General features: G+C 68.1%; 25 protein-coding genes. 16 read left to right on the top strand and 9 right to left on the bottom strand.

Features of this window, described 5'->3' with window-relative positions; genetic code table 11:
• Position 1 precedes the first annotated feature (1 nt).
• The gene (locus tag RD110_RS26005) at positions 2-907 is read left to right on the top strand and encodes a phosphoribosylaminoimidazolesuccinocarboxamide synthase (RefSeq protein WP_076203739.1); all 906 of its coding nucleotides are present in this window, start codon (positions 2-4) and stop codon (positions 905-907) included.
• Between the two features lie 3 nt (positions 908-910).
• Here the strand turns inward: RD110_RS26005 and trxA are convergent, their stop codons facing one another.
• Positions 911-1870, bottom strand: a complete 960-nt coding sequence (gene trxA, locus RD110_RS26000; protein ID WP_076203737.1) for a thioredoxin — start codon at positions 1868-1870, stop codon at positions 911-913.
• 155 nt (positions 1871-2025) lie between these two features.
• Here trxA and purE point away from each other — a divergent pair, with 155 nt between their 5' ends.
• The 5 genes from purE to RD110_RS25975 all read left to right on the top strand — a co-directional run bounded on the left by purE (position 2026) and on the right by RD110_RS25975 (position 6306).
• Positions 2026-2514: a 5-(carboxyamino)imidazole ribonucleotide mutase gene (gene purE, locus RD110_RS25995; protein WP_076203734.1), complete on the top strand. Its 489-nt coding sequence runs from the start codon at positions 2026-2028 to the stop codon at positions 2512-2514.
• Positions 2511-3701: a 5-(carboxyamino)imidazole ribonucleotide synthase gene (locus RD110_RS25990; protein ID WP_076203732.1), complete on the top strand. Its 1191-nt coding sequence runs from the start codon at positions 2511-2513 to the stop codon at positions 3699-3701. Before purE ends, RD110_RS25990 begins: the two co-directional genes overlap by 4 nt.
• A complete protein-coding gene (locus tag RD110_RS25985) occupies positions 3701-4726 on the top strand; it encodes an L-threonylcarbamoyladenylate synthase (RefSeq protein ID WP_076203730.1) in 1026 nt (341 codons plus the stop codon). Before RD110_RS25990 ends, RD110_RS25985 begins: the two co-directional genes overlap by 1 nt.
• A complete protein-coding gene (locus RD110_RS25980; RefSeq protein ID WP_239467129.1) occupies positions 4695-5216 on the top strand; it encodes a GNAT family N-acetyltransferase in 522 nt (173 codons plus the stop codon). Before RD110_RS25985 ends, RD110_RS25980 begins: the two co-directional genes overlap by 32 nt.
• 139 nt (positions 5217-5355) lie before the next feature.
• A complete protein-coding gene (locus tag RD110_RS25975; protein WP_076203728.1) occupies positions 5356-6306 on the top strand; it encodes an SGNH/GDSL hydrolase family protein in 951 nt (316 codons plus the stop codon).
• A 192-nt stretch (positions 6307-6498) separates the two neighbouring features.
• On the opposite strand, the gene RD110_RS25970 is transcribed toward RD110_RS25975, so the two are convergent.
• The 3 genes from RD110_RS25970 to dacB form a co-directional block, all read right to left on the bottom strand.
• Positions 6499-7176, bottom strand: a complete 678-nt coding sequence (locus RD110_RS25970; RefSeq protein WP_076203726.1) for an OmpW/AlkL family protein — start codon at positions 7174-7176, stop codon at positions 6499-6501.
• A 27-nt stretch (positions 7177-7203) separates the two neighbouring features.
• Positions 7204-8307, bottom strand: a complete 1104-nt coding sequence (locus RD110_RS25965) for an SGNH/GDSL hydrolase family protein (protein ID WP_239467128.1) — start codon at positions 8305-8307, stop codon at positions 7204-7206.
• Positions 8308-8469: 162 nt separating this feature from the next.
• Positions 8470-9996, bottom strand: a complete 1527-nt coding sequence (dacB, locus tag RD110_RS25960; RefSeq protein WP_076203722.1) for a D-alanyl-D-alanine carboxypeptidase/D-alanyl-D-alanine endopeptidase — start codon at positions 9994-9996, stop codon at positions 8470-8472.
• A 42-nt stretch (positions 9997-10038) separates the two neighbouring features.
• Here dacB and tsaB point away from each other — a divergent pair, with 42 nt between their 5' ends.
• The 3 genes from tsaB (at position 10039) to RD110_RS25945 (ending at position 12239) form a co-directional block, all read left to right on the top strand.
• Entirely contained in the window at positions 10039-10755 is a 717-nt protein-coding gene (tsaB, locus tag RD110_RS25955) for a tRNA (adenosine(37)-N6)-threonylcarbamoyltransferase complex dimerization subunit type 1 TsaB (RefSeq protein ID WP_076203719.1), read from the top strand.
• 94 nt (positions 10756-10849) lie between these two features.
• On the top strand, positions 10850-11317 hold the full coding sequence (rimI, locus tag RD110_RS25950) for a ribosomal protein S18-alanine N-acetyltransferase (protein ID WP_076203717.1): 468 nt from the start codon (positions 10850-10852) through the stop codon (positions 11315-11317).
• Between the two features lie 10 nt (positions 11318-11327).
• Complete coding sequence (locus tag RD110_RS25945) at positions 11328-12239, top strand: uracil-DNA glycosylase (protein WP_076203714.1); 912 nt, start codon at positions 11328-11330, stop codon at positions 12237-12239.
• Between the two features lie 30 nt (positions 12240-12269).
• On the opposite strand, the gene RD110_RS25940 is transcribed toward RD110_RS25945, so the two are convergent.
• From RD110_RS25940 to RD110_RS25930, 3 genes are all read right to left on the bottom strand, one after another.
• Positions 12270-13157, bottom strand: coding sequence for a hypothetical protein (locus tag RD110_RS25940; protein ID WP_076203711.1), 888 nt, complete (start codon positions 13155-13157; stop codon positions 12270-12272).
• A gap of 32 nt (positions 13158-13189) precedes the next feature.
• Entirely contained in the window at positions 13190-13441 is a 252-nt protein-coding gene (locus tag RD110_RS25935) for a DUF3297 family protein (protein ID WP_076203709.1), read from the bottom strand.
• A gap of 130 nt (positions 13442-13571) precedes the next feature.
• Positions 13572-14111, bottom strand: coding sequence for a cysteine hydrolase family protein (locus tag RD110_RS25930; protein ID WP_076203706.1), 540 nt, complete (start codon positions 14109-14111; stop codon positions 13572-13574).
• Between the two features lie 126 nt (positions 14112-14237).
• Here RD110_RS25930 and RD110_RS25925 point away from each other — a divergent pair, with 126 nt between their 5' ends.
• From RD110_RS25925 to RD110_RS25905, 5 genes are all read left to right on the top strand, one after another.
• Positions 14238-15755 (top strand): efflux transporter outer membrane subunit, encoded by a 1518-nt coding sequence (locus tag RD110_RS25925; RefSeq protein ID WP_083686596.1) that lies wholly within the window; start codon positions 14238-14240, stop codon positions 15753-15755.
• A gap of 5 nt (positions 15756-15760) precedes the next feature.
• On the top strand, positions 15761-16957 hold the full coding sequence (locus RD110_RS25920; RefSeq protein WP_076203702.1) for an efflux RND transporter periplasmic adaptor subunit: 1197 nt from the start codon (positions 15761-15763) through the stop codon (positions 16955-16957).
• Positions 16954-20145: an efflux RND transporter permease subunit gene (locus RD110_RS25915; RefSeq protein WP_076203699.1), complete on the top strand. Its 3192-nt coding sequence runs from the start codon at positions 16954-16956 to the stop codon at positions 20143-20145. Before RD110_RS25920 ends, RD110_RS25915 begins: the two co-directional genes overlap by 4 nt.
• A gap of 140 nt (positions 20146-20285) precedes the next feature.
• Positions 20286-21011 (top strand): heavy metal response regulator transcription factor, encoded by a 726-nt coding sequence (locus RD110_RS25910; protein ID WP_076203697.1) that lies wholly within the window; start codon positions 20286-20288, stop codon positions 21009-21011.
• A complete protein-coding gene (locus RD110_RS25905) occupies positions 21008-22399 on the top strand; it encodes a heavy metal sensor histidine kinase (protein ID WP_076203695.1) in 1392 nt (463 codons plus the stop codon). Before RD110_RS25910 ends, RD110_RS25905 begins: the two co-directional genes overlap by 4 nt.
• A 1-nt stretch (position 22400) precedes the next feature.
• Here RD110_RS25905 and RD110_RS25900 read toward each other — a convergent pair whose 3' ends face one another.
• Entirely contained in the window at positions 22401-22922 is a 522-nt protein-coding gene (locus RD110_RS25900; RefSeq protein ID WP_076203692.1) for a hypothetical protein, read from the bottom strand.
• A gap of 226 nt (positions 22923-23148) precedes the next feature.
• Between RD110_RS25900 and RD110_RS25895 the strand changes: the two genes are divergently transcribed.
• Both RD110_RS25895 and RD110_RS25890 read left to right on the top strand, forming a co-directional pair.
• A complete protein-coding gene (locus RD110_RS25895; RefSeq protein ID WP_076203690.1) occupies positions 23149-25284 on the top strand; it encodes a putative bifunctional diguanylate cyclase/phosphodiesterase in 2136 nt (711 codons plus the stop codon).
• Positions 25281-26435 carry a M14 family metallopeptidase gene (locus RD110_RS25890; RefSeq protein WP_076203687.1) on the top strand — a complete coding sequence of 385 codons (1155 nt, stop codon included), beginning with the start codon at positions 25281-25283 and terminating at the stop codon, positions 26433-26435. The genes RD110_RS25895 and RD110_RS25890 overlap by 4 nt, the downstream gene beginning before the upstream one ends.
• On the opposite strand, the gene RD110_RS25885 is transcribed toward RD110_RS25890, so the two are convergent.
• On the bottom strand, positions 26436-26891 hold the full coding sequence (locus RD110_RS25885) for an FKBP-type peptidyl-prolyl cis-trans isomerase (RefSeq protein WP_394329429.1): 456 nt from the start codon (positions 26889-26891) through the stop codon (positions 26436-26438). It lies immediately after the preceding gene.
• Positions 26892-27000: the final 109 nt, after the last annotated feature.

Here is a 27000-nt window from a genome sequence, read left to right as displayed (position 1 = left end):
CATGACCACTTCCGCCCCGTCCCTCCACACCTCCTCCCTCAAATCCCTGCCGCTGCTGGCGCGCGGCAAGGTGCGCGACAACTATGCCGTGGGCACCGACCGCATCCTGATGGTGGCCAGCGACCGGTTGTCCGCGTTCGACGTGATCATGGGCGAGCCGATTCCCGGCAAGGGGGTGCTGCTGACGCAGATGGCGTTGTTCTGGTTCGACAAGCTCGGCCATCTGGTGCCCAACCACCTCACCGGCGAGGCCCCCGAAAGCGTCGTCGCGCCTGACGAAGTGGCGCAGGTGACCGGTCGTTCCATGCTGGTCAAGCGCCTCAAGCCGATTCCGGTCGAAGCCGTGGTACGCGGCTACCTGGCCGGCAGCGGCTGGCAGGAATACCAGCAGAACCAGGCCGTCTGCGGCGTGGCGCTGCCGCCCGGCCTGAAGAACGCCAGCCGGCTGCCCGCGCCGATCTTCACGCCGGCGGCCAAGGCCGAAGCCGGCGAACACGACGAGAACATCACCTTCGAGAAAGTCGTCGAGATCGTCGGTCCCGATCTGGCCGCCCGCATCCGCGACATCAGCATCGCGATCTACCTCGCGGCCAGCGACATCGCCCGTGCCAAGGGCATCATCATTGCCGACACCAAGTTCGAATTCGGGCTGGACGAGCACGGCACGCTGCACCTGATGGACGAGGTGCTCACCCCCGATTCCTCGCGCTTCTGGCCTGCCGAAAGCTACCGGGAAGGCAGCAATCCGCCGAGCTACGACAAGCAGTTCGTGCGCGACTGGCTGGAGCAGGCCCTGGTCGACGGCAAGCCCTGGAGCAAGACCCCGCCCGCGCCGCGGCTGCCGAAGGAAGTGGTGGAGAAGACGGCCGCCAAGTACCAGGAAGCCTGGGACCGCCTGAAGGGTTGAGCCTCAGTTCAGCGCCATGCTGAGCTTGCGCCGGTAGCTGTTGAGCAGCGTCGTGGTTTCGTCCTGCTGCATCGCGGCCTGGCCCATGAGTTCGATGCCGCCGGCGCTCTTGCCGGTCGCGGCCGCATCGGCCTTGGGCTTGGGCGGGGTGAGCAGTTCCAGGATGGCCACGTAGGCCTTGCGCGGCGCCTCGTCTTCCCACTTGCGGTCGCGCATGATGATCTCCAGCAGCTCGTCCATGGCCTCGGTCCATTCGCCGCGCGACATCAGCACGCGGCTCTTCGCGAAGCGGGTTTCGAAATCGCGCTTGTTCTCGGCGATCTTGGCATCGAATTGGCCGACCGACCAATCGCGACGGGCGTCGTGTGCTACGAAATGCAGAGCATTCAGCCATTGCGACAACGCGTCGAAACGGATCTGCACCGGGATCTGCACCAGCGCCGGCTGCAGCGCCGGGCCGGCTTCCTCGAGGTAGCCGCTGGCGATCAGCAGCTTCACGTAGTCGTAGCGCGCGTCGTCGTTGGCGGGGTTCACGGCCAGCGCTTCCTGCAGCTTCATCAGCGCGGCGTCGGTGTCCCCGGATTCGAGCAGGGCCTGGGCCTCCTCGGCTTCGCTGGGCATGAGGCCCAGGCCGTCGCCTTCGGGCACGTGTTTGTCGAGGAATTCGCGCACCTTGCTCTCGACCTGGGCGCCGGTGAAACCATCCACCGGCTGGCCGTTCATCACCAGGATGCAGGTCGGGATGCTGCGGATGCCGAAGGCCTGGGCCAGCTGTTGTTCCTGGTCGGAGTCGATCTTCACCAGCTTGAAGCGGCCCGCGTATTCGGTCTCGAGTTTTTCGAGGATGGGGCCGATGACCTTGCACGGGCCGCACCAAGGCGCCCAGAAGTCGACCAGCACCGGGGTCTGCATCGAGGCGGCGATGACCTCGTTTTCGAAATTTTGGATTGTGACGTCGATCATGGAAGTGTCCGGGGGCGTGGCCCATTGGTTGGCGTGAAGATGCGCGATGTTACCGGCAGCTTCTTGTCCCTATTTTGGGCGGGGCGCGGCGCTTTTCAAACCGCTTTCGCGCCGCACGGGCGCAAAAGTAAAATTCAGCCTTTAGAGGAAACCGCATGACCGTTCAGATTGGCGTGGTAATGGGCTCCAGCAGCGACTGGGACACGATGCAGCACGCCGTACAGATTCTCCAGGAGTTCGGCATCGCGCACGAGGCCCGCGTGGTTTCGGCGCACCGCATGCCCGACGACATGTTCGCCTACGCCGAAGCCGCCGCAGGCCGCGGCCTGCAGGCCATCATCGCCGGCGCGGGCGGCGCGGCGCACCTGCCGGGCATGCTGGCCGCCAAGACCACGGTGCCCGTGCTGGGCGTGCCGGTGGCAAGCCGTCACCTGCAAGGCGTGGATTCGCTGCACAGCATCGTGCAGATGCCCAAGGGCATTCCGGTGGCCACGTTCGCCATCGGCACGGCGGGTGCGGCCAATGCGGCGCTGTTCGCCGTGGCGTTGCTGGCCAACCACGACCCGGCCTTGCGCGCCAAGCTGGAGGCCTTCCGCTCGGCGCAGACCGAAGTCGCGCGCAACATGACCCTTCCTCCGGCATGAGTGCCTCCTTCGACCGAATCCTCCCCGGCGCCACGCTCGGCGTGATGGGCGGCGGCCAGCTGGGCCGCATGTTCGTGCACGCGGCGCAAAGCATGGGCTATTTCACCGCCGTGCTCGACCCGGACGTGTCGAGCCCCGCCGGCCGCGTGAGCCACCACCACATCCGCGCCGACTACCTGGACCCGCAAGGGCTGGCGCAGCTCTCGGCCGTTTGCGATGCGATCACCACCGAATTCGAGAACGTGCCCGCGCCCGCGCTGGCCGCGCTGGCGAAGAGCCGGCCGGTTGCGCCCGATGCCGCCGCCGTCGGCATCGCGCAGGACCGCGCCCAGGAGAAGGCGCACTTCGTGCGCTGCGGCGTGCCGTGTGCGCCGTACGCGGTGATCGACAGCGCCGAGGCGCTGGCCGCCGTGCCAACCGAGCTGCTGCCCGGCATCCTGAAGACCGCGCGCATGGGCTACGACGGCAAGGGCCAGGTGCGTGTGGCGGATGCTGCCACGCTGGCCGCCGCTTGGGCCCAGTTCAAGCACGTGACCTGCGTGCTCGAGAAGATGCTGCCGCTGGCCGCCGAATGCTCGGTGATCGTGGCGCGCGGCCGCGACGGCGCCATGGTGCACCTGCCGCCGCAACGCAACCTGCACCGCGAGGGCATCCTCGCCGTCACCGAAGTTTATGAAGGAAATCTGCCGCTGGCGCAGATGGCGTCAGCGGTGACTGCTGCCAAATCGATAGCAGAAGGCCTGGCCTACGTCGGGGTGCTCTGCGTCGAATTCTTCCTGCTGCAGGACGGCGCGCTGGTGGTCAACGAGATCGCGCCGCGCCCGCACAACAGCGGCCACTACAGCATGGATGCGTGCGATGTGTCCCAGTTCGAGCTGCAGGTGCGCACGCTCGCCGGCCTGCCGCTGGTGACGCCGCGCCAGCACAGCCCCGCCATCATGCTGAACCTGCTCGGAGACCTGTGGTTCGATGCGAATGGCGTGCGCCCCGCGGCGGTGACGGCGCCGACCGCGCCGCCCTGGGCCGAGGTGCTGGCCCTGCCCGGCACGCATCTGCACCTGTACGGCAAGCTCGAAGCCAAGCCCGGCCGCAAGATGGGCCACCTCAACATCACCGGCGCCACGGTGGAAGAAGTGCGTGCCACCGCGCTGCAGGCTTCGCAACTGCTCGGCCTGGACGCTTTTTGATGATTTTGGACGGCGCCGATCCGCTGGCCGTGTTGCGCGCTGCGCAGGCCCTGGCCCGGGGCGACCTGCTTGGGCTGCCGACCGAGACCGTGTATGGCCTCGCCGCCGATGCGGGCAGTGACACGGCCGTGGCCCAGATCTTCAAGGCCAAGGGCCGGCCCAGCGACCATCCGCTGATCGTGCACGTGGCGCCGGCCGAGGGCGATGCGGCCGTGCCGGCCGGTGTCGGCCATTACGCGGCCACCGTGCCCGGCTTCGCCGAAAAACTGATCCGTGCCTTCTGGCCCGGCCCGCTGACGCTGATCCTGCCGCGCCGCGCGGGCATGGGCGCGGCGGCGGCGGGCGGGCAAGACTCGATCGGCCTGCGCTGCCCCTCGCACCCGGTGTGCGTGGCCGTGCTGCGCCAGGCGGCCGATCTGGGCGTATTCGGCGTGGCGGCTCCCAGCGCCAACCAGTTCGGCCGCGTGAGCCCGACCACGGCCGCGCACGTCGCCAGCGAATTCGGCGATGCGTTGCTGGTGCTCGACGGCGGCCCCTGCGAGGTCGGCATCGAATCCACCATCGTCGACTGCACGCGCGGCGTGCCGGTGCTGTTGCGCCCCGGTGCCATCACGCGGGGGCAGATCGAGCAGGCCTGCGGCCAGCCGCTGCGCGGCAAGGACGACATGGCCGCGCCGGACCCGCGCGCCTCGGGCACGCTGGAGGCGCACTACGCGCCCACGGCCAAGGTCCGGCTGATGACGGCCGCCGAACTGCAGAAGGCGCTCGACCTGCTCGGCAGCGAAGCGGGGCGCACGCCCGGCGTGGCCATCGCCGTCTACGCGCGCAGTGCACTCGTGAGTCTTTCGCCCAAGGTGATGCTGCACGCCATGCCGGCCGACGCCGAAGGCGCGGCGCGGCAGTTGTTCGCCGATCTGCGCGAACTCGACAGCTGCGGCGTGCAGTTGATCTGGGTCGAAACGCCGCCCGAAGCCGCCGACTGGGAGGGTGTGCGTGACCGCCTGCAACGCGCCGCCGCGGCCTGAGCACCCCGAAGGCCCCGACCGCCTGTCGATCCGCGATTTCCGGCCCGGCGACGAAGCCGCGCTGCGCGACGTCTTCTTCACGGCGGTGCATGGGCTGGCCAGCCGCCACTACAACCCGGCCCAGGTCACGGCCTGGGCGCCCGTGCACTACGACGCCCTGGCCTGGGCGGCGCGCCTGCAGGCCAACCGGCCCTTCGTGGCCGAGATCGATGGCCAGGCCGCCGGTTTCGCCGATCTGCAGGATTCGGGCTACATCGACCAGTTCTTCGTGGCCGCCGCCTTTGCCGGGCGCGGCGTCGGCCAGGCATTGATGGCGCACATCCTGGCATCCGCCGGGCAGCGCCGCATCGGCGTGGTCTGGGCCAATGTGAGCCTGCGCGCGGAGGCATTCTTTGCACACCATGGCTTCGCAGTGGAACGGCGCCAGGTGGTGCAGCGGCGCGGTGTGCGGCTGCGCAATGCGCGCATGACGCTGCGCATCGACCCGTGAATCCGGCGCGCTGCGCCTGCCTCGCCGATCTTTACACCGGCGCAATGGGCCGGCTCGTTAAACTACCCGTTGCCGTTTGCCACGCGGGGCGCAGCTTGCCGGGCGTGGCAGATCCGACTTTCGTCTTTTGGAGTAATCAATGACCTTATTCAGCTTGCGACGCGCCATCCTGGTCGCGGCCTGCGCCTCGGCCGCCCTACTGACTGCCTGCGGCTCCGGCTCCACGGAAAATGCGCTCTCGCCGAGCCGCTTCGTCGTCTTTGGCGATGGGTTTTCCGACGTCGGCCAGACCGGGGCGGTCTACAGCGTGAACGACGGCTCGGTCGATACCTGGCCGCAGCAGATGGCTGCCCGTTTCGGGCTGACCATTGCCCCTTCCAGCAGCGGTGGCACCGGCTACGCCCGCGTCAATGCGCGCGTCACGAACAAACCCGACGCCGCAGGTGTCAGCACCACGCTGACGATGACCGAACAGATCGACAGCTTCCTCGCTTCCAACACCATCGGCGGCAGCGACGTGATGGTGCTGTCGGCCGGTGTCGCCGACGTGGTGGCGCAGATGAACGCGGTGACGGCCGGCAGCCAGACCGAAGCGCAGATGACCGCGAACCTGCAGCAAACCGGCAAGGACCTGGGCGCGCAGGTGCGCCGCCTCGTGAACGCCGGCGCCAAGCAGGTGATCGTGGTCGGCCCCTACAACGTGGGCCGCTCGCCCTGGGCCACGGCCATCAACAGGGTCAGCCTGCTGACCGACGTCTCCAACAAGTTCAACGACGCCTTGCTGGTGTCCATCGTCGACCTCGGCTCCAACGTGCTGTACGTCGACGCGGCCTATTACCTGAACCTGGTAACGGGCGAGCCGACCTCCTATTCGCTGATCAACTCCTCCACCGTGGTCTGCAACTCGGTGGATGCCGGCGTGGGCATCGGCACCGGCACCGGCCAGATCAATTCCGCGCTGTGCAATACCGGCACCGTCGGCGCCTTGGCCTACAACAGCTATGTCTTTGCCGACCAGCTGTTCTTCACGCCGGTGGTGAACCGGCTGTTCGGCGACTATGCCTACAGCAAGGTCCGAGACCGGTTCTAAAGACCTGGCATACCCCCAAGTCGCTCACGTCGTGTAGCTCCCCCCCTGCAGGGGGCAACACCTGCGGCCTGGCAAAGCCAGTTCCACGGTGTTTCTGGAATGGGGGCTGCGCTTCGCTTGCTGTGGGTGTTGCTGGTGGAAACGAAAAAGCCGACCCAAGGGTCGGCTTTTTCATTGGCGAGGTTCGATTTCTCAAAACCGGTAGCCCAACCCCAACTGCACCGCGGTCGGGTTCAGCTTCAGGCCGATGCTCTGGCCGGTGGACAGGGTGGCGGTGGTGCGCAGCAGCGTCTTGCTCACGAAGCCATCCACGTACCAGTGGTCGTCGATGGCCACCGTGGCGCCGACCTGCAGGGTCATGCCCCAGCGCGAGTCGGCGGACAGCAGGGTGGGCTGGCTGGGCGAGCCGCCGGTCAGGCCGCTGAGCGTGGCCGAGCCGTGGGCCTTGTAGAGCTTCGCATAGGTCGGACCGAGGCCCAGGTAGGGGCGCAAGCGGGCCGTGGGTTCGAAGAAGCGGTATTGCGCCAGCAGCGTGATCGGCAGGGAGCGGATGTCGCCGATCTTGCCCGCCCCGGCGATGGCGCCGTCGCCCGTGATGTCCTGCGTGAACGGCAATGACAGCGGGAAGTCGAGCGAGACGTTGGGGGTCAGCATGTAGCTCACACCGCCCGACAGCCGGGTGCTGCTGCCCACGTCGACCTTGGTGCCGGGAATGCTGGGGGCGCTGAGATCGCCGCTGTCGACGTCGGGCGTGATGCGGGTGAAGCCGCCACGCAGCATCCAGTTGCCGGTGGTCTGTGCCTGCGCCGTGGCCGTGGCCGTGGCGGCCAGGACCAGCGTTGCAAGGACCCAGGTGGGGTGAGGTTTCATCGAAGGCTCCAGGTTGAAACGGCGCGCTCAGAGCCAGCCGGCGCGAGACATGCCCAGCGACACCAGCCGTGCCAGCAGGCTGTGGCCGAACGGCGTCGGGTGCACGCCGTCGGCGTACAGGTAATGCGACACGTCGACCGGCAGCGTGCTGGCCGTGGTGCAGGTCAGCGAATAGCCGGGCAGCGGGTTCAGCGCCGACGTGCTGCTGCAGGCCGGCGTGGTGACGTTGGAGAGCGCGTAGGCGGCGGGGTTGACGGTCTGGTCGGTGCTCTGCGCATAGGCATCGACCTGCACCACCCCGGCCGTGCCCGCCAGGCCCGCGGCCAGCTGGTTGTTGAAGGCCTTGGTGACGGTATCGGTCAGTGCCTTGGTGCCGGGCGCCGTGGCCTCGGCGGCCAGGGTGCTGGGCGTGAGGCTCACGTTGGGCAGGTTGACCACCACCACGTATTTCGCGCCCTTGGCCAGGATCTGCGTCTTCACCAGCGCTGCCAGCTCGGCGCCGGCCGTGCCCATGGCGGTGGCCGCCTGTTCAGGCGTGGTACTCACCCCCACCGTGGCCAGGTTGCTGAACACGTCGTTGCCGCCGGCCATCACCAGCACCAGTTCGCTGCCGCTGAAGCTGCCTGCGCTGCGTGCCAGGTGGGTGGCGATCTGGGTGGCCACCGGCACCGTGAGCTGGCCGAGCTGGCCCTCGAAGGCGGTGTCGGGATCGGGCGAGGCGAGCAGTGCGGCATTCCACGGCCCGATCGGATTGGTCACGCGCGAGCCGCCCTGGGCGTAGCCGGTGCAGCCCGGATGGTCGACCACCGGGCCGGCGAAGGCGGCGAGCTGGCCGCTTGCGTTGAGGCCGGTCTGCGCGGCGCAAGGCGCTGGCAGGGAGAGCTGGCTGGCGATGCGCTCGACCCAGATCTGGCCGTCGGTGCCGTTCACCGTGTATTTGCCGCCGCCCACAGCGGCGATGCCCGGCGTGCGGTAGCTGCCGACGTCGCTCAGGCTGTCGCCGAACGACACCAGCGCCGAGAATTTGACGGTGGGCGACTGGTCCCCGCCGCCGCCACCGCCGCAGCCCGTCAGCACCAGCGCCATCAGTCCCGCCGCCAGCCCCGAGCCGAACATCCTGTTCCAAGCCATACCGTGCTCCTGTGGTTTTTCGACGGTCGGGCACGCAGCCGTGGCGTCTGTGTTGGTGCCGCCGATATTACGCCTGCCGGTGTGTCCGGCGCACTTTTTTGCTGTCGAAACCGCGCCCGCCATCGCCCCATCTGGCAGCTGTTTCACAGCCTTTTCAAGGCTTCAGCGGTCCTTCACGGCCCATTCCACCAAGGCGTCCAGCGCCGGGCGCGCCGCGCCGGCGTTCGGATGGTTGACGATGCCCACCACCACGTAGCGCTGGCCGCTGCGGCCGGTGGCGTAGCCGGCCACGGCCGCCACGTCGCGCAGCGTGCCGGTCTTGAGCCGGGCGTTGCCCATGGCCTCCGGCGCGAGGCCGCGGTTTCGCATGCCGAGGGCGGTGCCGTCCACACCGGCCAGCGACAGCGAGTTCAGGAACACGGTGGCCTGCGGGTGCACGGCCGCACGGCGCAGCAGCCGGCCCAGGCCGGCGGCGGTGATGCGTTCATCGCGGCTCAGGCCCGAGCCGTTTTCCACGAGTGGCGGCGGCACGGCCGGCCGCGCCGCGCCCATGGCCAGCGGCCACCAGGCGGCGATCGCCTGGCGCGACCCCTCCTGCGTGGCCTGGCCCTTGGCCGGGCGCTTGCCCGGCACGTCGCGGGTGTCGGGAGCGCTGAGGGTGAGGAAGATCTGCTGCGCCATCACGTTGTTGCTGAACTTGTTGACGTCGGCAATGATGTCGGCCAGCGGCAGCGACGGCGAATCCATGAGCCAGCGCGCGCCGCCCGGCACCGCGCCTTCGCGGGCCGTGCCATCGACCACGCCGCCGGCGGCCACGAACATCGCCAGCAGTGCGCGCCGCGCGTAGCTCGCCGGGTCGGCATAGGCCAGCGGCCAGACGCGTTCGCCGCATTTGGCGGAATAACTGCCCGCGAAAGTCACGCGGCTCGGATCGCCGAAATCGGCCTGCAGCCCACCCCGCCAGTCGCCGCACGGGGCCGTGTTCATCGGCACGGTGGCGTCGATGGCCACGCCGGCCAGCGGTGGCTCGCTGCGCACGCGGGCCGTGCCGCTGGCGCCGTCGGGCGTGAAGGTGAGGATCAGCGCCTTGAAATTCACCAGCAGGGCGTCGGGCGTGCTGTTGTAGGGGCGCAGCGGTTCGCCGTCGAATTCGGCCGGATCGCGCGCCACCGGGGCGAACAGGCTGTTGTCCAGCACCAGGTCGCCGCGCACCTCGCGGACCCCGCGCTGCTGCAAGGCCTTGAACATCGCATCCACGCGCTCCAGCACCAGCTTGGGGTCGCCGCCGCCGCGGATGTAGAGGTTGCCGCGCAACACGCCATCAGCCAGCGGACCATCGGCGTAGAAGTGGGTGGTCCAGGTGTAGTCGGCGCCGAGCAGGTCGAGCCCGGCATAGGTGGTGACGAGTTTCATCACCGACGCGGGGTTCATGGGTGCGTCGGTGCGCAGGGCCAGCCGCGGGGGGCCGCTCTCCGGCCCGTCCACTGGCGCCACCAGCAGGCTCACCGCGTCGCGCGGTACCTTGGCGCGGGCCAGCGCACTGGCGATTTCGGGCGGCATCACAGGCGCGGCGGCGTGCGGCACGGCTTTGGGCACGGCCTGCACGCCGACCACCGTGCAAACACAAAGGCATATCGTGGCCAGCCGGGCGATGAAACGGTGTGAGGCGGGCGGAGACAGTCGGGGCATAGCGGCCGAGTCTACCGTCCGGCCTGCGTCGATAATCGCCCGATGAACCTCCTGGCCTTCGACACCAGCACCGAACACCTGTCCATCGCGCTCACAGATGGCCGCCAGGTCTGGCAACACACGGGCGCTGGCGGCGCCAAGGCCTCGGCCGCGCTGATCCCGGCCGTGCTCGCGCTGCTGGCCCAGGCCGGGCTGCGGCTCGCCGATCTGCAGGCCATCGCCTTCGGTGCCGGGCCGGGGTCCTTCACCGGGTTGCGCACCGCCTGTTCGGTGGCGCAGGGCCTGGCCTTCGGCGCGAAGCTGCCGGTGCTGCCGGTCGATACCCTGTTGGCCGTGGCCGAGGAGGCCCGCCATACGCAGGGCGCGACCCGCGTGGTCGCCGTGCTCGACGCGCGCATGGACGAGATGTACACCGGCCGCTACCGCTGGACCGACGGGCGCTGGCACGCCGAGGCCGATTTCAGCCTGGTGCGGCCAGAGGCACTGTCCATTCCCGCCGGCTGGGTGCTGGCCGGCAACGCCATGCCCGTCTACGGCGAACGGTTCGCGCCGCGCGTTGATGCCGAGCCCGACGTGTTTGCCCTGCCCACCGCCACAGCCATGCTGCGGCTGGGACCGGCCCTGCTCGCCGCTGGCGCCGCGGTACCGGCCAGTGAAGCGCTGCCGCGCTACATCCGCGACAAGGTGGCCCAGACCACGGCCGAACGCCTGGCCGTGAAGCAGGCCGTGGCCGACGCCAAGATGGCGGGGAACGGATAAAGTCGTAGGATGGAAACCCCCACGCTCATTGCTTCGCGTCTCGCGGCTCCCCAGGGGGCGCGTCTGTGGCTTCGGGCGGCCGGGCGCCACTGACATGAGCGCATTGCCCCAAGTCCAGGAAGCCAGCTTCGAGCCGATGGAGCCGTCCTGGCTCGACGCCGTGGTGCGGGTCGAGCAGACGGCCTATGCCCATCCCTGGTCGCTGCTCAACTTCCAGGACGCGCTGAAGTCCGGCTACCAGGCCCAGGTGCTGGTCGCCGGCGGGCAGGTGCTCGGTTATTTCGTGGCGATGAAGGGTGTGGACGAAGTGCATCTGCTCAACATCACGGTGGCGCCGGCCTACCAGGGCCAGGGCTGGGCGCGGGTGATGCTCGACGCACTGGGCGTGTGGTCGCGCGGCCAGGGCATGCAGTGGCTGTGGCTGGAGGCACGCGTCAGCAATGTGCGCGCGCTGCAGGTCTACACCACGCATGGCTTCCAGCGCGTGGGCCTGCGCAAGAAATACTACCCCGACGGCTTCGGACAGCGCGAGGATGCGATCGTGATGAGCCTGAAGTTATGAGAAAGCAGCCATGAGCCTCGACCTCGACGCCCGCCAGCGCGCGATGCTGGAGGAAATGCACGTCCACGTTTGGTGGCCGGAGTCCGGCGAAGGCGCCGTCTCCGCTGCCGCGCCAGTGGCCGCTCCCGGGCCGGTGCGCGCGGCTCCGAAGAACATCGCCGAGGCCATGGCCGCCGCGCCGGAACTGGCCGCGGCCCATGCCTCAACGCCGCCGGCAACGACGATCGTTGCACGTGCCAGCGCCGGCGACATCGAGGGCATGGACTGGCCCGCGCTGCAGCAGGCCGTGGCCGGCTGCGTGGCCTGCGCCCTCAGCAAGAGCCGCAAGAACACGGTGTTCGGCGTCGGCCCCGCGGCCCCCGCCGATGGGCGTCCGCCGCAGGCCGACTGGCTCATCATCGGCGAAGCACCCGGTGAAAACGAGGACATTCAGGGCGAGCCTTTCGTCGGCCAGGCCGGCAAGCTGCTCGACAACATGCTCAAGGCCATCGGCGTCAGCCGCCACGGGGCGGAAGATGGTCAGCCGCACAAGGCCGCGTGCATCGTCAACGTGCTCAAGTGCCGCCCGCCCGGCAACCGCAACCCCGCGCCCGAAGAGGTGGCGCAGTGCGCGCCTTACCTGCGCCGCCAGGTCGAACTGCTGCAGCCCAAGGTCATCATCGCCATGGGCCGCTTCGCCGTGCAGTCGCTCCTGCAGGACACCGTGCCCGACGTGGTCGCCACGCCACTGGGCCGGCTGCGCGGCAAGGTGCATCAGTACCACGGCGTGCCCGTCGTCGTGACCTACCACCCCGCCTACCTGCTGCGCAGCCTGCCCGAGAAAGCCAAGGCCTGGGCGGACCTGTGCCTGGCGATGGATGTGTGGAAGAAGCGCAAGGCCGCGGAGACGGCGCAGCTGGCCGTGCAGGCCGAGATCGGCTGAACCAGCGCCGGGCTTCGCCGCACGTCTGGCCTATTGGCCCTGCGCCAGCTTCTGCGCGCGGATCAGGTAGGCCACGAGGTTCTTGTCCTTCAGCAACGCAATTTCGCGGCGCCTGGATTCGACGGCGATGGCGATGCCACCCAGCGCGGCGGTGGCGCCCACCACGGCGGTGCCGATGGGCGCGCCGAAGATGGCCAGCCCCAGTGCGTCGGCAAAGGCGGTCGAAACCCCGCCCGACAGGCCGATGGTGTAGACGCTGCGGCGGGTCGGGAAGTCCCAGAACTTCGTCGTCTTGGCGTAGGCTTCGATGTCTTGCTGCAGCTTGTCGCGGATGAAGGCCGGATCGAAGTTTGTGTACTTTTCATAGACCAGGCCGCGCAGGCGCTGCAATTCCGTGCGAGAGGCCTGGTCGCGCCGCAACTCGATGATCTGGGCCCAGCTGAGCCTGGACGTGTCGATCAGGTCGAGGTTGGACAGCACCAGGCTGACCTCGGCGTCCGCAGCCTTGGCTCCGGACAGCAGGTTGACGCCGTAGATCGACATCAGTTGCGGATCGATGCCAGTCGCCTTCACGTAGTCGGTGTACGCCGCCTGGACTGCGGGCCTTTGCTTTCGCGCGCGGTCCTCCATCGACTCGCCTTGCGGCAATTCCTCGATGCCCAGGATGTGCGGAAACGCGACCAGGTAGTTGGCCAGGTATTGCGTGACCTGCGGTGCCAGGCCGGTCAGGTTCGACGCGGTGGGCTCGGTGCACAGCGAGGGCGGCAGGATGCTGCGCAGCACCTCGGCGTATTGCGGCCCCTCGGCGTCTCGCGCCATGGTTTCCACCATGTCCGCCGGCACGACGTGATCGAAGTAGACCGCGGCGCCCTTGGCGTCGGACCAGGCCAGTGAAACAGGCGTCTTTTGGTACTGCATCGGCCGAAAATACCACCGCGCCCGTTTGGCGGCTATCGGTAGAAAGCCTCGACCTTGCCCTTGAGCTTCAGCATCAGCGGCCGTCCCTTGCGGTCCAGCGTCTTGCCGGCGGGTACTTTCACCCAGCCTTCGCTGACGCAGTATTCCTCCACGTCCACCCGCTCTTTCCCGTTGAAGCGGATGCCGATGTCGTGCTCGAAGATGGCGGCGACGTGGTGCGGGCTGCGTGGATCGACGGACAGGTGGTCAGGGAGTGCGGGGCGTTCGGGGCTGGTGTCGGTCATGTTCGTCGGTAGCTCGTAAAACCGTCTATTTTCAGGCCATTCGGCGTGGCGGCCACTCGGCGCATGCGCCCGGATGGTTCAGGCCCTGGTCCGAGGCAGGCGAAGGTAGCAATTGTCCCATTTGCATGTTTCACGCTGCAATGACCAGGTCTGCACTGGCCACCGCCCGCACCCGCGGTCCGAAGCTCGAAATGTTCGTCAAGGTCGCGTTGTGATGCGCGATCACTTGCTCGGCGGGAATGGCGCCGTTGCCGGCCGAGGTGTGAGCGTCCGACACCAGTACCACGGGAAAACCCAGCGCCAGCGCGCGGCGTGTGGTGGTGTCCACGCAGAATTCGGTATGCATGCCGCAGATGACGAGATCCTGCACGGCCAGGCCGCGCAACACCGCTTCGAGTTCGGTGCGCAGGAACGCGTCGGGCGTGGTCTTGCGCAGCCTGATGTCGGTCGCCTCCACTTCGAGTCCCCTGGCGAGTTGCCAGGCCGCCGAGCCGTGTTCCAGGTCATCCGGGCCGGATTCGTGCTGGATGAAGACCACCGGCGCCCCGGCGGCGCGGGCCTTGGCGGTCACCTGGTTGATGCGGGCGATGGTGCCGGCGCAGTCGAAAGCTGCGCCTGGGCCTTCGCACAGGCCTTGCTGGACATCGATGACGAGGACGGCGGTGTGCATGGGCACGTTCCTGTGGCTGCTGGGTTGTGCGAATTATCGGATGACCCGCCCGGCGCCCGAAACTGACAAAACCGTCATTTGACCGACAGCGTCCGGTCTGAGGCCCTGCCTATAGTGGGATGCGCCATGAATCTTTTTGACGCACCCCTCCGGCCGCTCCGGCTTCGCCGTCTCCGCAGCCCGCTGCTGTTGACCGCGGTCGCCGTGGCGGCTCTGCTTTCCGGTTGCGCCGCCGTCGGTCCCGACTATGCGCGGCCGCCGTTGGACCTGCCCCTTGCCTACAAGGAAAACGCCGGCTGGAAACCCGCCACGCCGCAGCTCATCGACGCCAGCCAGCCGTGGTGGGAGGTCTACCACGACGCCACGCTGAACGCGTTGATGGCGCAGGCGAACCGCGCCAACCAGAACATCCAGCAGTCCGAAGCCGTCTACCGTGAGGCCCAGGCCATTGCCGCGGCGGCGCGGGCGAACTTCTTTCCCACGCTCGGCGCGAACGCGGGCGCCACACGCGCGCGGACCAACAGCAGCGGGGCGGTCAAGCTTGGTGACGACTACAGCCTGGGCCTGTCCGCCAGCTGGGAGCCAGACGTCTGGGGCTCGGTGCGACGCGCGGTGGAGGCCGGGGACGCGGGCACCCAGGCCAGCGCCGCCGACCTAGCCGGCGCGCGGCTCAGCATCCAGTCCACGCTCGCACAGGACTACATGCAGGTGCGCGCGCTCGACCTGCAGAAGAAACTCTACGCCGCCAGCATCGATGCCTACGCCAAGTCACTGGCCCTCACCCAGCACCAGTACGCGGCCGGCGTCGTGCTGCGTTCGGACGTGGCGCTGGCGCAGAGCCAGCTCGCGCAGGCCCAGGCACAGGCGGTGGACCTGCAGGCGCAGCGCACGCAGCTCGAGCATGCCATCGCCGTGCTCACCGGCCAGTCGCCCTCTCGCTTCACGCTGGCCGCGCTCGACGACCAGGGCACGGCGCAGATGGCCGTTCCGGTGGTTCCGCCCGGCTTGCCCTCCACGCTGCTCGAGCGCCGGCCCGACATCGCCGGTGCCGAGCAACGCATGCGTGCCGCCAACGCCAACATCGGCGTGGCGCAGGCGGCGTTCTATCCGCAGATCATGCTCAGCGCCAGCGGCGGCTTCAGCAGCGCCACCATCGGCGCGCTGTTCAACACGCCGAGCCGCATCTTTTCGCTTGGTGCCGCGCTGGCGCAGACGATCTTCGACGGCGGCCTGCGCCGCGCGCACAGCGACCAGGCCATTGCCACCTATGACGCCAGCGTGGCCCAGTACAAGCAGACCGTGCTGGCCGGCTTCCAGCAGGTCGAGGACAACCTGGCCACGCTGCGCCTGCTCGATGAGGAAGCCGCCTACCAGGCCAAGGCCGTGGAAGCCTCGCAGCTCTCCGAACGGCTGGCGCTGAGCCAATACCGCGCCGGCACCGCCACCTACCTCGGCGTGGTCACGGCGCAGAACCTGTCGTTGACCAACCAGCGCACCGCGGCCCAGTTGCGCGGCCGCCAGCTCGTGGCCAGCGTGGCGCTGATCGCCGCCACCGGCGGTGGCTGGAACGCCACCGATCTCGCCACCTCTTCCCCGTCCAGTTCTTCCACCGCTTCCAAAACGCCCGCCCGCGCGGGAAGTTGATTGCCATGACGACCACCACCACCCCGCTTTTCCAACGCCGCGCCATCTGGCTCGCCATCGCCACCACGCTCGTCGCCGTGGCCGGCGCCGCCTGGCTGATCCATGCCCCGGCCGCGATGGCCGCCAAGACCGAGGCCGCGCCGAAGACACCGCCGGTGCAGGTGACGACGACGCAGGTGCAGCAGCACGACGTGATGGTCTACCGCGCGGGCATCGGGGCCGTGAGTTCGATGGCCACCGTCACCGTCAAGGCGCGCATCGACGGCCAGCTCGAGAAGGTCGGCTTCACCGAAGGCCAGGACGTGAAGGCCGGCCAACTGCTTGCGCAACTCGATCCGCGCACCCTGCAGGCCCAGCTCGCGCAGGCCCAGGCCACGCGCGCCAAGGACCAGGCCACCCTGGCCAACGCGCGCGCGGACCTGGCGCGCTACACCACGCTGATCGGCCAGGACGCGGCCACGCAGCAGCAGGTCGATACGCAGAAGGCGCTGGTGAACCAGCTCGAGGCCGCCGTGCAGACCGACAACGCCGCGGTGCAATATGCCGAGGTGCAGCTCAGCTTCACGCGCATCGTGTCGCCGATGAACGGCCGCGCCGGTGCGCGCCTTGTCGATCCCGGCAACATCGTGCATGCGGCCGACGTCAACGGCCTGGTCGTCATCAACCAGATCGATCCGATCGCCGTGCAGTTCACGCTACCCGAGGAGGCGGTGCAGGACATCAACCGCGCGCAGCAAAAGAGCAGCCAGCCGCTTTCCGTGGTGGCCTACGACCGCAGCGGCACCGAGATGCTGGGCACCGGCAAATTAATCCTGGTGAACAACCAGATCGACACCACCAATGGCACGGTGCAGCTCAAGGGCAGCTTCGCCAACCCGCAGCACACGCTGTGGCCCGGCCAGTTCGTGAACGTGCGGCTGCAGCTGGGGCACCGTGAAAACGCATTGACCGTGCCCGCGGCTGCCGTGCAGCGCAGCCAGGACGGCACCTATGTCTGGACCATCGGCGACGACAGCACGGCCAGCAACACCGCCGTGCATGTGGCGCAGATTGCCGATGGCGTGGCCGTGATCGACAAGGGCCTCGTGGCCGGCCAACGCGTGGTGGTCGACGGGCAGTACAAGCTCAAGGCCGGCGCCAGCATCGTCGAGCCGAGCAAGCGCAGCGCGGCCAAACCGGAAGTGGTCGGGAGCGCCAAGTGAGCATTTCCGCCAATTTCATCAAGCGCCCGATCGGCACCACGCTGCTGGCCATCGCGCTGCTTCTGATCGGCGCGGCGGTGTTCCCGCTGCTGCCGGTGGCGCCGCTGCCGCAGGTCGATTTCCCGACCATCCAGGTCTCGGCCAGCCTGCCCGGTGCGAGCCCCGAGACCATGGCCTCCAACGTGGCGCAGCCGCTGGAGCGGCAGTTCTCGCTGATCGCCGGTCTGTCGCAGATGACGTCCACCAGTGGCCTGGGCTCGACGCAGATCACGCTGCAATTCGACCTGGACCGCAGCATCGACGCCGCCGCGCTCGACGTGCAGGCGGCCATCAACGCCTCCAGCGGCCAGTTGCCGGCCACGCTGCCCAGCCCGCCCACCTTCCGCAAGGTCAATCCGGCCGATTCGCCGATCCTGATCCTGGCCGTGCAGTCGAAGACGCTGCCGCTCACCGAGGTCAACGACTACGCCGACAACATCCTCGCGCAGCAGATCTCGCAGATCTCGGGCGTGGGCCTGGTCAACATCGGCGGCGTGCAGAAGCCGGCCGTGCGGGTGCAGCTCGACCCGGCCAAGCTCGCCGCGCTGGGCCTGGGCCTGGAGGACGTGCGCACCGTGCTGGCCTCGGCCACGGTGAACCAGCCCAAGGGCACGATCGACGGGCCGAACCAGAGCTTCACCGTCTACACGAACGACCAGATCCTGAAGGCCGCGCCCTGGAACGACGTGATCCTGGCCTACCGCAACGGTGCGCCGATCCGCGTGCGCGACCTCGGCGTGGCCGTGGACGGGCCGGAGAACGCCAAGATCGCCGGCTGGGCCTATGCCGGCGCGGCCGCCCCCGCCGGCAACACGGTGCAGAACGGCCGCTCCATCGTGCTGGCCATCACCAAGCAGCCGGACGCCAACGTGATCGAGACCGTGGACCGCATCAACGCCGCGCTGCCACGGCTGAAGGCGTCCATCCCGCCGACGGTGGAAGTCAACGCCATCATCGACCGCACCGAGACCATCCGCGCCTCGGTGAAGGACGTGGAGTTCACGCTGCTCTTGACCATCGCGCTGGTGGTGCTGGTGATCTTCGTGTTCCTGCGCAATGTGCCGGCCACGCTGATCCCGAGCGTCACCGTGCCGCTGGCGCTGCTGGGCACGGTGGGCGTGATGTACCTGCTGGGCTACAGCCTGGACAACCTGTCGCTGATGGCGCTGACCATCGCGGTCGGCTTCGTGGTGGACGACGCCATCGTCATGCTGGAGAACATCTACCGCTACATCGAGGAAGGCATGGCGCCGATGGAGGCCGCGTTCAAGGGCGCGGGCGAGATCGGCTTCACCATCATCTCGATTTCGGTGTCGCTGATCGCGGTGTTCATCCCGCTGCTGCTGATGGGCGGCATCGTCGGGCGCCTGTTCCGCGAGTTCGCCGTCACGGTGACGCTGACCATCGTGGTCTCGGTGGTCATCTCGCTCACGCTCACGCCGATGCTGTGCTCGCGCTTCCTGAAGAATGAACATGCGCGCAAACACGGCCGGCTGTACATGCTGTTCGAGCTCGGCTTCGACAAGCTGCTCGGCGGCTACAAGCGTGGCCTGCACGTGGTGCTGGAACACCAGTTCATCACCTTGTGCGTGTTCATCGCCACCGTCGCGGCCACGGCCTGGCTGTTCGTGATCATTCCCAAGGGCTTCTTCCCGCAACAGGACACGGGTTTCATCTCGGGCTTCGCCGAGTCTTCGCAGGACAGTTCCTTCTCCGCCATGAACCAGCGCATGCTGGCCCTGGCCGACGTGGTGCGGCGCGACCCGGACGTGACCGGCTTCGGCATGAACGGCAGTTCGTCCACCTACAACACCGGCAACTTCTACATCGCGCTCAAGCCCAAGGAGGAAGGCCGCACGGCCAGCGCCGACCAGATCATCGCGCGGCTGCGCCCGCAACTGGCCAAGGTGGAAGGCGTGAACCTGTTCCTGCAGGCCGGGCAGGACATCCGGGTCGGTGGCCGCTCCTCGCGCACCCAGTACCAGTACACGGTGACCGATGCCAACCTGGACGAACTCAACACCTGGGCGCCGAAGATGATGCAGCGTTTCCGTCAGTTGCCCGAGCTCACCGACCTGGCTTCCGACCAGCAGAACGCGGCCGCCTCGGCCGTGCTGACCATCGACCGCGACCGCGCGGCCAGCTTCGGCATCACGCCGGCCACCATCGACGCCACGCTGTACGACGCCATCGGACAGCGCCAGGTGGCGCAGTACTTCACGCAGTTGAACAGCTACCACGTGGTGCTCGAAGTCACGCCCGCGATGCAGCAGGATCCGGCGCTGTTCTCCAAGCTCTACCTGAATTCGCCGCTGACCGGCCAGCAGGTGCCGCTGTCGACCTTCGTGAAGGTCGACACGGGCAAGACCGCCTACCTGGCGATCAACCACCAGGGCCAGTTCCCGGCGGTGACGATCTCCTTCAACCTCGCGCCCGGCCATGCGCTCGGCGAAGCCGTGGATGCGATCAACGCCGCCCGTGCCGACATGGGCCTGCCGCAGTCCGTCAGCGGTGCGTTCCAGGGCACGGCCCAGGCCTTCCAGGATTCACTGTCCAGCCAGCCCTACCTGATCGCCGCGGCGCTGGTGGCGGTGTACATCGTGCTCGGCCTGCTGTACGAGAGCTACATCCACCCGCTGACCATCCTCTCGACCCTGCCCTCGGCCGGCGTGGGTGCGCTGCTGATCCTGATGGCCGGCGGCTACGACCTGAGCGTGATTGCGCTGATCGGCATCATCCTGTTGATCGGCATCGTGAAGAAGAACGGCATCATGATGATCGACTTCGCGCTCAAGGCCGAACGCGAGCAGGGCATGTCGCCGCACGACGCGATCTACCAGGCCTGCCTGCTGCGCTTCCGCCCGATCATGATGACCACCATGTGCGCGCTGCTCTCCGGCCTGCCGCTGATGCTGGGCCACGGCTCGGGCTCGGAGTTGCGCCGGCCGCTGGGCTACGCCATGGTCGGCGGGCTGATCCTGTCGCAGGCGCTCACGCTGTTCACCACGCCGGTGGTCTACCTCTACCTCGATCGGGCACACTACTGGTACGAGAAGCGCAAGGCCGCGCGCGCCGCCAGGAAGGCCGCCAAGGCCGGGCATGAACCCCTGCCGGCGTCGGTACCAGCCCATCGCATAGCGACGGACTGACCAGCGATGGAACAACGATTCTTTGCCAGGAAACCCGTGGAACCGGCTTCGCCGGGCCACTGGGTTTGCCCCCTGCAAGGGGGTTGGCGAAGACACGCAGTGCGTAGCCTGGGGGTGAGCATTGCTAGCCATGGAGTGAGATGAAGATCCTGATTGTCGAAGACGAAGTCAAGACGGCCGACTACCTGTACAAGGGTTTGACCGAGCAGGGCTGCGCCGTCGACATCGCGCACAACGGCCTGGACGGCCAGCACCTGGCGATGCAGCACGACTACGACGTGATCGTGCTCGACGTGATGCTGCCGGGGCTGGACGGCTTCTCGGTGCTGCGCTCGCTGCGCACGCTGAAGCAGACGCCGGTCATCATGCTCACCGCGCGCGACGGCGTGGAAGACCGCGTCAAGGGCCTGCACGAAGGCGCGGACGACTACCTCGTCAAACCCTTTTCCTTCCTCGAGTTGCTGGCCCGGCTGCAGGCGCTGAACCGGCGCGGCCGCAGCCAGGAGCCGATGCAGCTGGCCATCGCCGATCTGCAGATCGACCTGCTCAGGCGCAAGGCTTTCCGTGGCGGTAGTGGTGGCAGTGGCGGTGGCGGTGTGCGCATCGACCTCACGGCCAAGGAATTCGCACTGCTGGCGGTGCTGGCGCGGCGCAAGGGAGAGATCCTGTCCAAGACGGCCATCGCCGAGCTGGTGTGGGACATGAACTTCGACAGCAACACCAACGTGGTCGAGGTGGCGATCAAGCGGCTGCGCGACAAGATCGACGTGCCCTTCGCAGCCACCTCGCCCAAGCTGCTGCACACCATCCGCGGCATGGGCTACGTGATGGAACTGCGAGACCAAGATGGGGGCACGCTGCCTTGAAGCGCTCCATCACGGCGCGGCTGGTGCTGATGTTCGCGGCGGCGGCGCTGCTCACCTTCGCGCTGATCGGCGCTGCGCTCTATACCGTGCTGGACCGCGAACTCACGCGCCACCAGGACAACGAGTTGCGCATCGCCCTCAAGAGCATGGCGTATTCGATCCAGCACGTCGGCCGGGCCGACCGCTGGGCCCGCGTGCAGGCGCGCATGGACACGCTGGCGCCGCAGGACGGCAACCTGCGCTTCTGGGTGCTCAGCGACGATCCGCGCTTCGGTTATGGCACGGGCCTGGCCGACGTGCAGCGCATGACGCAGGACGCGGACGGCCGCGGTGCCATTACCTTGCCCGGACAGGCGGACGCCATGCGCACCCAATCGGTCTACATCGAGCCGCTCGACGAACGGCCCGGCGTGCGACTCATCATCGGCGGCGATTCCACGCCCTACCGCCATACGCGCGAGGCCTTCCTCACCGCGCTGCTGGCCTTGAGCCTGGCCGCGGTGCTGGCCGTGGCCTGGGCCGGCTACTGGATCACGCGCGTCGGTCTCAAGCCACTGGAGCGGCTGTCGGCGGAAGCGCTCGCGCTGCGGCCCAAGACCCTGTCGCAGCGGCTGGAAGTGGCGGCGCTGCCGGTGGAGCTCACGGCGCTGACCGAGGCCTTCAACGGGGCGCTGGCGCGGCTCGAGGAAGCGTATGCGCAACTCGAGGCCTTCAATGCCGACGTGGCCCACGAGCTGCGCACCCCGTTGGCCAATCTCATCGGCGGCACCCAGGTGGCCCTGTCGCGCCAGCGCGCGGCGCCCGAGTTGGAGGACGTGCTGGCCTCCAACCTCGAAGACCTGGAGCGGCTGCGCTCCATCGTCAACGACATGTTGTTCCTCGCGCGCGCCGACCGCGGCGAGGTGGCCACCGCCCTGGTGGAGACGCCCGTGGCGGCCGAAGTGCGCAAGACCATCGAGTTCTTCGAATTCGTGCTCGACGAAAGCGGCTCGCAGGTGCGCATCGAAGGCGACCTGGCGCTCGAGGCGCGGCTGGAGACGGCGCTGTTCCGCCGCGCCATGTCCAACCTGCTGCAGAACGCCATCGACCATTCGCCGCCCGGTGCGCAACTGGTGGTGCGGCTGCGCGAGGAGGCCGGCGCGATCTGGATCACGGTCGCCAATCCCGGCGAACCGATCGCCCGCTCCCACCTGCAGCACCTGTTCGACCGCTTCTACCGGGTGGACGCCGCGCGCACCGGTCCGGGCCAGCACCACGGCCACGGCCTGGGCCTGGCCATCGTGAAGGCCGTGGCCGGCATGCACGGCGGCCAGGTGGCGGCGCTGAGCGCAGCTGGTGTCAATACCTTCGGGTTCAGCGTGGCCAAGGCGGTAGCGCTGCCGAACTGAGTCAGCGCCGGCCTTTCAGCGCCAGCTTCCAACCGCGCGGGCTGCGCTTGAGCCGTGCGATGCACAGCCCGTGCGGCTGGCCGCAGCCTGGCGTGCCGGTGCCCCGGCCGCTGTGGCCGGCGCCCGGATCGGTCGTCACGATCTCGATCTGCAGGCCCTCGCGGATGCGGCCGAACGCGGTGTCGCCGTTCACGCCATCGAGACCGGCGGGCGCCGGCGCCGCCAGCGTCTCCTCGTAACGCAGCACCACGAACTGCAGATCCCCAACGGACGGGATCGGCAGGCGCCAAGGCGTGTCCAGCTCGATTTCGTTGCCCGCGCAATCGACCGCGAAGCCCGGCGCCACCACCACCTCGGCGCCACTGTCGATGTGTACCGCCAGGCCGCTTACGACGCCCCAGCCGTGCTGGTGGCGGTTGTGCCGCCTGAGCTTGCGGAGGAAATAGTCCTGCTCGGCCTGCAGGTCGGCAACAGACAAGATCTGCCCAGCAAAGTAGTTCAGACGTTCGAGCGCGGGTGGCATGGCGTCTCCTGGTGGGTGTGCGACCGGCACACCATACCGCAACGCCACCGGCCCGGCCCCTGTCCGTGCGGCTGGTCGGCGGTTGCGTCATCTCAATTGGCGCGTATTTTGTACAAATAAATGGTGGGCGGGTGATCACCTAGCGTTCGAATCGAGCCGCTGCGGCACAATCTTCGCATCGATGAAGGGTTGTTTCATCACACGCCGACAATACGAGGAATGCTGCATGGCTGAGTGGGGCGAAGTGCCGAGGCTGGCGCCGGATCAGGCCGCGCCCCCCAACGGCTCGCGCGACGCCATGCTGAGGCTCATCGCCGACGCTGTACCGGCGCTGATGGCCTATTACGACCTGCCTTCGCTGCGCTGTGCGTTCGCCAACCGCCGCTACGCCGAGGACTATGGCTGGACGCCGGACGCGATCCTCGGGCAGACGCTGCGCCAGGCGGTCGGCGATGCGGCCTGGGATGTGATCGAGCCGCACATCCGCCGCGCGCGCAGTGGCGAGCCGGTGCATTACACCCGTGAACAGCGCCTGCCGAGCGGTGCCTTGCGCGTGATCGAGGTCAACCTGATCCCCCATTTCTCTTCCGATGAGGCTGCTCCGCGCCGGCAGATCGGCATCTTCGTGCTGATCAACGACGTCAGCCACCATGTCGAGGCCGAGGGCGCGCTGCGCGACAGTGAGGAGCGTCTCCGCAAGTTCGCCGAGGTGACCAACGAGGGCATCGTGTTCCACCTCAAGGGCATCATCACCGACGTCAATCCCGCACTGCTGGCGATGACGGGCTATGCGCTGGCCGACCTGCTGGGCCGCCATGCCATGGATTTCGTGCCCGATTCCTGGCGCCAGGTGTCGATCGACTACCTCGCCGCGGCCCGCGAAGACCCCTACGAGACGGCGTTGATCCACAAGGACGGCCACGAAATCCCGGTGGAGATGATCGGCAAATCGATGTCGCTCAGGGGCGAGGTCCACCGCATCGTGGTGGTGCGCGACATCACCACCCGCAAGGAAGCGCAACGGCGCATCGAATTCTTGGCGTTGCACGACCCGCTCACGCAGCTGCCCAACCGCATCTACCTCAAGGAGCGCCTGGCCCAGGTGCTCGCGCTGGCCCGACGGCGTGATGGGCTCGCGGCGGTGCTGTTCATCGATCTGGACAATTTCAAGACGGTGAACGACTCCCTCGGCCACCATGCCGGCGATCTGTTGCTGCGCGAGATGGCGCGCCGGCTCAGCGCTGCGGTGCGCGAGGCCGACATGGTCTCGCGCCTGGGCGGCGACGAATTCCTGGTGGTGCTGGCCGACATCGGTTCGCGCGAGGACGCGGCCGGCGTCGCCGACAAGCTGCTGGCCATCGTCAACGAGGCGGTGGAGATCGAAGGGCACCTGCTGTCGGTCTCGCCGTCGATCGGCATCGGCCTGTTCCCCGACGACGGCGACAACGCCGACGACCTGATCCGCCACGCCGACGCCGCGATGTACCACGCCAAGGACAGCGGCCGCGGACACTACCAGTTCTTCACACCCGACATGTCGCAGCGCGCCTTCGATGCCCTGCACATGGAAAGCCAGTTGCGCGAGGCCATCGCGGGCGAGCAGTTCGTGCTGCATTACCAACCCCAGCTGTCCCTGGCCGACGGCCGGCTGGTGGGCCTGGAGGCGTTGGTGCGCTGGCAACACCCGCAGCGCGGCCTGATCGGGCCCGACGCCTTCGTGCCGTTCGCCGAGGCCCGCGGCCTGATCGCCGGCATCGGCCGCTGGGTGCTGTGCGAGGCCTGCCGCCAGCTCAAGGCCTGGTTCGGCGCGGGCTGGCCGATGGTGCCGGTCGCGGTGAACCTGTCGGCCATCGAATTCCGCCAGCCCAGCCTGGTGCAGGACATCACCGAGATCCTGGCGGCCGCCGGCCTGGCGCCGCAGTACCTCGAGATCGAACTCACCGAGTCGGTGCTGATGGATCCGGGCGGTTTCGCGCTGGGGACGCTCTCGAAGCTGAAGGCACTGGGCGTGGGGCTGGCCATCGACGATTTCGGCACCGGCTATTCGTCGCTCGCCTATTTGAAGCGTTATCCCATCGACAAACTCAAGATCGACCGCTCCTTCGTGTGCGACATTCCAGGCGACGGCGATGATGTGGCCATCACCACGGCCATCGTCCAGATGGCGCACAGCCTGAAGCTGTTGACGGTGGCCGAAGGGGTGGAGACGCCGGAGCAGCGCGCGCTGCTGCAGAGCCTGGGTTGCGACGAATACCAGGGCTACCTGATCGCGCGGCCGATGGACACGGCTGCGCTGCAGGCATGGATGGCGCAACGGTCCGACAATGCGGTCCAGCCCTCATCCAACAGCCCATCCCCATGACCCTTCCAACGCTTGCCATCACCAGCCGGTTCGACGCCGGCGCCATCGACGTCGTGAGCCTGGCCGACCCGCGCGACATCCAGCTGCGCATCCGACCCGACAACGCCAGCGAATTCGCGCAGTGGTTCCATTTCGCGTTGCACGGCGCGGCCGGCGTGCCGCTGCGGCTGCGCTTCGTCAATGCCGGTCAGTGCGCCTATCCCAAGGGCTGGGAGGGCTACCGCATCGCCGCGAGCCATGACCGCCAGCACTGGTTTCGCATCGACACGGCCTACGACGGCGCCGAGCTTTCGGCCGAGATCACGCCGCAGACCAACACCGTCTGGTTTGCGTATTTCGAGCCGTATTCCCACGAGCGCCACCTCGACCTGATCGGCTCGGCCGCGTCGTCCGAGCTGGTCACGCTGCAACACCTGGGCACCACGCTCGACGGCCGCGACATGACGCTGCTGCACGTCCGCGAGCCCGCGCTGCCGGCCGATGCCGCGTTGAAGCAAGTCTGGCTGATCGCACGCCAGCATCCGGGCGAAACCATGGCGGAGTGGTTCGTCGAAGGCTTCCTCGAGCGGCTGCTGGACGCGGACGACCCCGTGAGCCGCCGCCTGCTGCAGACCTGCGAGTTCCACGTGGTGCCGAACATGAACCCCGATGGCGCGGTGCGCGGCAACCTGCGCACCAACGGCGCGGGCGCCAACCTGAACCGCGAATGGCTGGAGCCCGCCGCGGAACGCTCACCTGAAGTGCTGCTGGTGCGCCAGAGCATGCTGCAGACGGGCGTGGACCTGTTCCTCGACGCGCACGGCGACGAAGGCCTGCCGTACAACTTCGTTGTCGGCACCGACGGCATCGAAGGGTTTTCCCCGCGCGTCCAGGCGCTGCAGGACGATTTCAAGGCAGCCTGGCTGGCGGCGAGCCCGGACTTCCAGGTGGCGCACGGCTACCCGCTGGCGCGCCCCAGCACCGGCAACACCGCGTTGGCCACCAATTGGGTCGGCCAGCGGTTCGGCTGCCTGGCCTTCACCATCGAGATGCCGTTCAAGGACAACGCCAACCTGCCCGATCCCGGCACCGGCTGGAGCGGGGAACGCTCGAAGAAGCTCGGGGCGAGCGTGTTGCAGCCCGTGCTGCATGTCTCGGGCCAGCTGCGGTAGCTATTTGCCTTTGACGCTGATGAGTTCGACTTCGAACTGGAGCGTGGCGTTCGGGGGGATCACGCCGCCAGCGCCGCGCTCGCCATAGGCGATGGCGGGCGGGCAGGTGAGCCGGGCCTTGCCGCCGGCCTTCATCTTCTGCACGCCTTCGGTCCAGCACTTGATCACGCCGTTCAGCGGAAACTCGATCGGTTCGCCGCGTTTGTACGAGCTGTCGAATTCACGGCCGTCGAGGAAGGTACCGCGGTAATGCACCTTGACCACGTCGGTCGAGGTCGGCGCGGCGCCGGCACCTTCGCCGAGCGAGCGGTAGATCAGGCCGCTGGGCGTGACCACGGCGCCGGGTTCCTTGGCCGCTTCAGCCGCGCTGGTGGCCTGTGCCACGGCGCCGCCGGCAGCGGAGACGACGGCCAACACGATGGCCAGGTGGGCCAGGCTGCGAATGGGTGATTTCAAGGGGGTCTTCTTTCTCAAGGTGGGGAGGACGCCGGATTATGGTCTGCGGCTTGTCTTTCGCCTGTAACGCCGTAGAAACAAGCACCCACGCTGGCGGGGCTCGTCGGAT

The organism is Rhodoferax koreense (assembly GCF_001955695.1).
GTDB classification, from domain to species: domain Bacteria; phylum Pseudomonadota; class Gammaproteobacteria; order Burkholderiales; family Burkholderiaceae_C; genus Rhodoferax_B; species Rhodoferax_B koreensis.
The sequence above is the reverse complement of the archived record's forward strand: the minus strand, read 5'-3'. Positions and strand labels throughout refer to the sequence as shown.

Excerpts from the sequence above, each read along its gene's own strand:
- RD110_RS26005 (WP_076203739.1), top strand. The coding sequence starts at position 2 with ATGACCACTTCCGCCCCGTCCCTCCACACCTCCTCCCTCAAATCCCTG.
- trxA (WP_076203737.1), bottom strand. The coding sequence starts at position 1,870 with ATGATCGACGTCACAATCCAAAATTTCGAAAACGAGGTCATCGCCGCC.
- purE (WP_076203734.1), top strand. The coding sequence starts at position 2,026 with ATGACCGTTCAGATTGGCGTGGTAATGGGCTCCAGCAGCGACTGGGAC.
- RD110_RS25990 (WP_076203732.1), top strand. The coding sequence starts at position 2,511 with ATGAGTGCCTCCTTCGACCGAATCCTCCCCGGCGCCACGCTCGGCGTG.
- RD110_RS25985 (WP_076203730.1), top strand. The coding sequence starts at position 3,701 with ATGATTTTGGACGGCGCCGATCCGCTGGCCGTGTTGCGCGCTGCGCAG.
- RD110_RS25975 (WP_076203728.1), top strand. The coding sequence starts at position 5,356 with ATGACCTTATTCAGCTTGCGACGCGCCATCCTGGTCGCGGCCTGCGCC.
- RD110_RS25970 (WP_076203726.1), bottom strand. The coding sequence starts at position 7,176 with ATGAAACCTCACCCCACCTGGGTCCTTGCAACGCTGGTCCTGGCCGCC.
- RD110_RS25965 (WP_239467128.1), bottom strand. The coding sequence starts at position 8,307 with ATGGCTTGGAACAGGATGTTCGGCTCGGGGCTGGCGGCGGGACTGATG.
- dacB (WP_076203722.1), bottom strand. The coding sequence starts at position 9,996 with ATGCCCCGACTGTCTCCGCCCGCCTCACACCGTTTCATCGCCCGGCTG.
- tsaB (WP_076203719.1), top strand. The coding sequence starts at position 10,039 with ATGAACCTCCTGGCCTTCGACACCAGCACCGAACACCTGTCCATCGCG.
- rimI (WP_076203717.1), top strand. The coding sequence starts at position 10,850 with ATGAGCGCATTGCCCCAAGTCCAGGAAGCCAGCTTCGAGCCGATGGAG.
- RD110_RS25945 (WP_076203714.1), top strand. The coding sequence starts at position 11,328 with ATGAGCCTCGACCTCGACGCCCGCCAGCGCGCGATGCTGGAGGAAATG.
- RD110_RS25940 (WP_076203711.1), bottom strand. The coding sequence starts at position 13,157 with ATGCAGTACCAAAAGACGCCTGTTTCACTGGCCTGGTCCGACGCCAAG.
- RD110_RS25935 (WP_076203709.1), bottom strand. The coding sequence starts at position 13,441 with ATGACCGACACCAGCCCCGAACGCCCCGCACTCCCTGACCACCTGTCC.
- RD110_RS25930 (WP_076203706.1), bottom strand. The coding sequence starts at position 14,111 with ATGCACACCGCCGTCCTCGTCATCGATGTCCAGCAAGGCCTGTGCGAA.
- RD110_RS25925 (WP_083686596.1), top strand. The coding sequence starts at position 14,238 with ATGAATCTTTTTGACGCACCCCTCCGGCCGCTCCGGCTTCGCCGTCTC.
- RD110_RS25920 (WP_076203702.1), top strand. The coding sequence starts at position 15,761 with ATGACGACCACCACCACCCCGCTTTTCCAACGCCGCGCCATCTGGCTC.
- RD110_RS25910 (WP_076203697.1), top strand. The coding sequence starts at position 20,286 with ATGAAGATCCTGATTGTCGAAGACGAAGTCAAGACGGCCGACTACCTG.
- RD110_RS25900 (WP_076203692.1), bottom strand. The coding sequence starts at position 22,922 with ATGCCACCCGCGCTCGAACGTCTGAACTACTTTGCTGGGCAGATCTTG.
- RD110_RS25895 (WP_076203690.1), top strand. The coding sequence starts at position 23,149 with ATGGCTGAGTGGGGCGAAGTGCCGAGGCTGGCGCCGGATCAGGCCGCG.
- RD110_RS25890 (WP_076203687.1), top strand. The coding sequence starts at position 25,281 with ATGACCCTTCCAACGCTTGCCATCACCAGCCGGTTCGACGCCGGCGCC.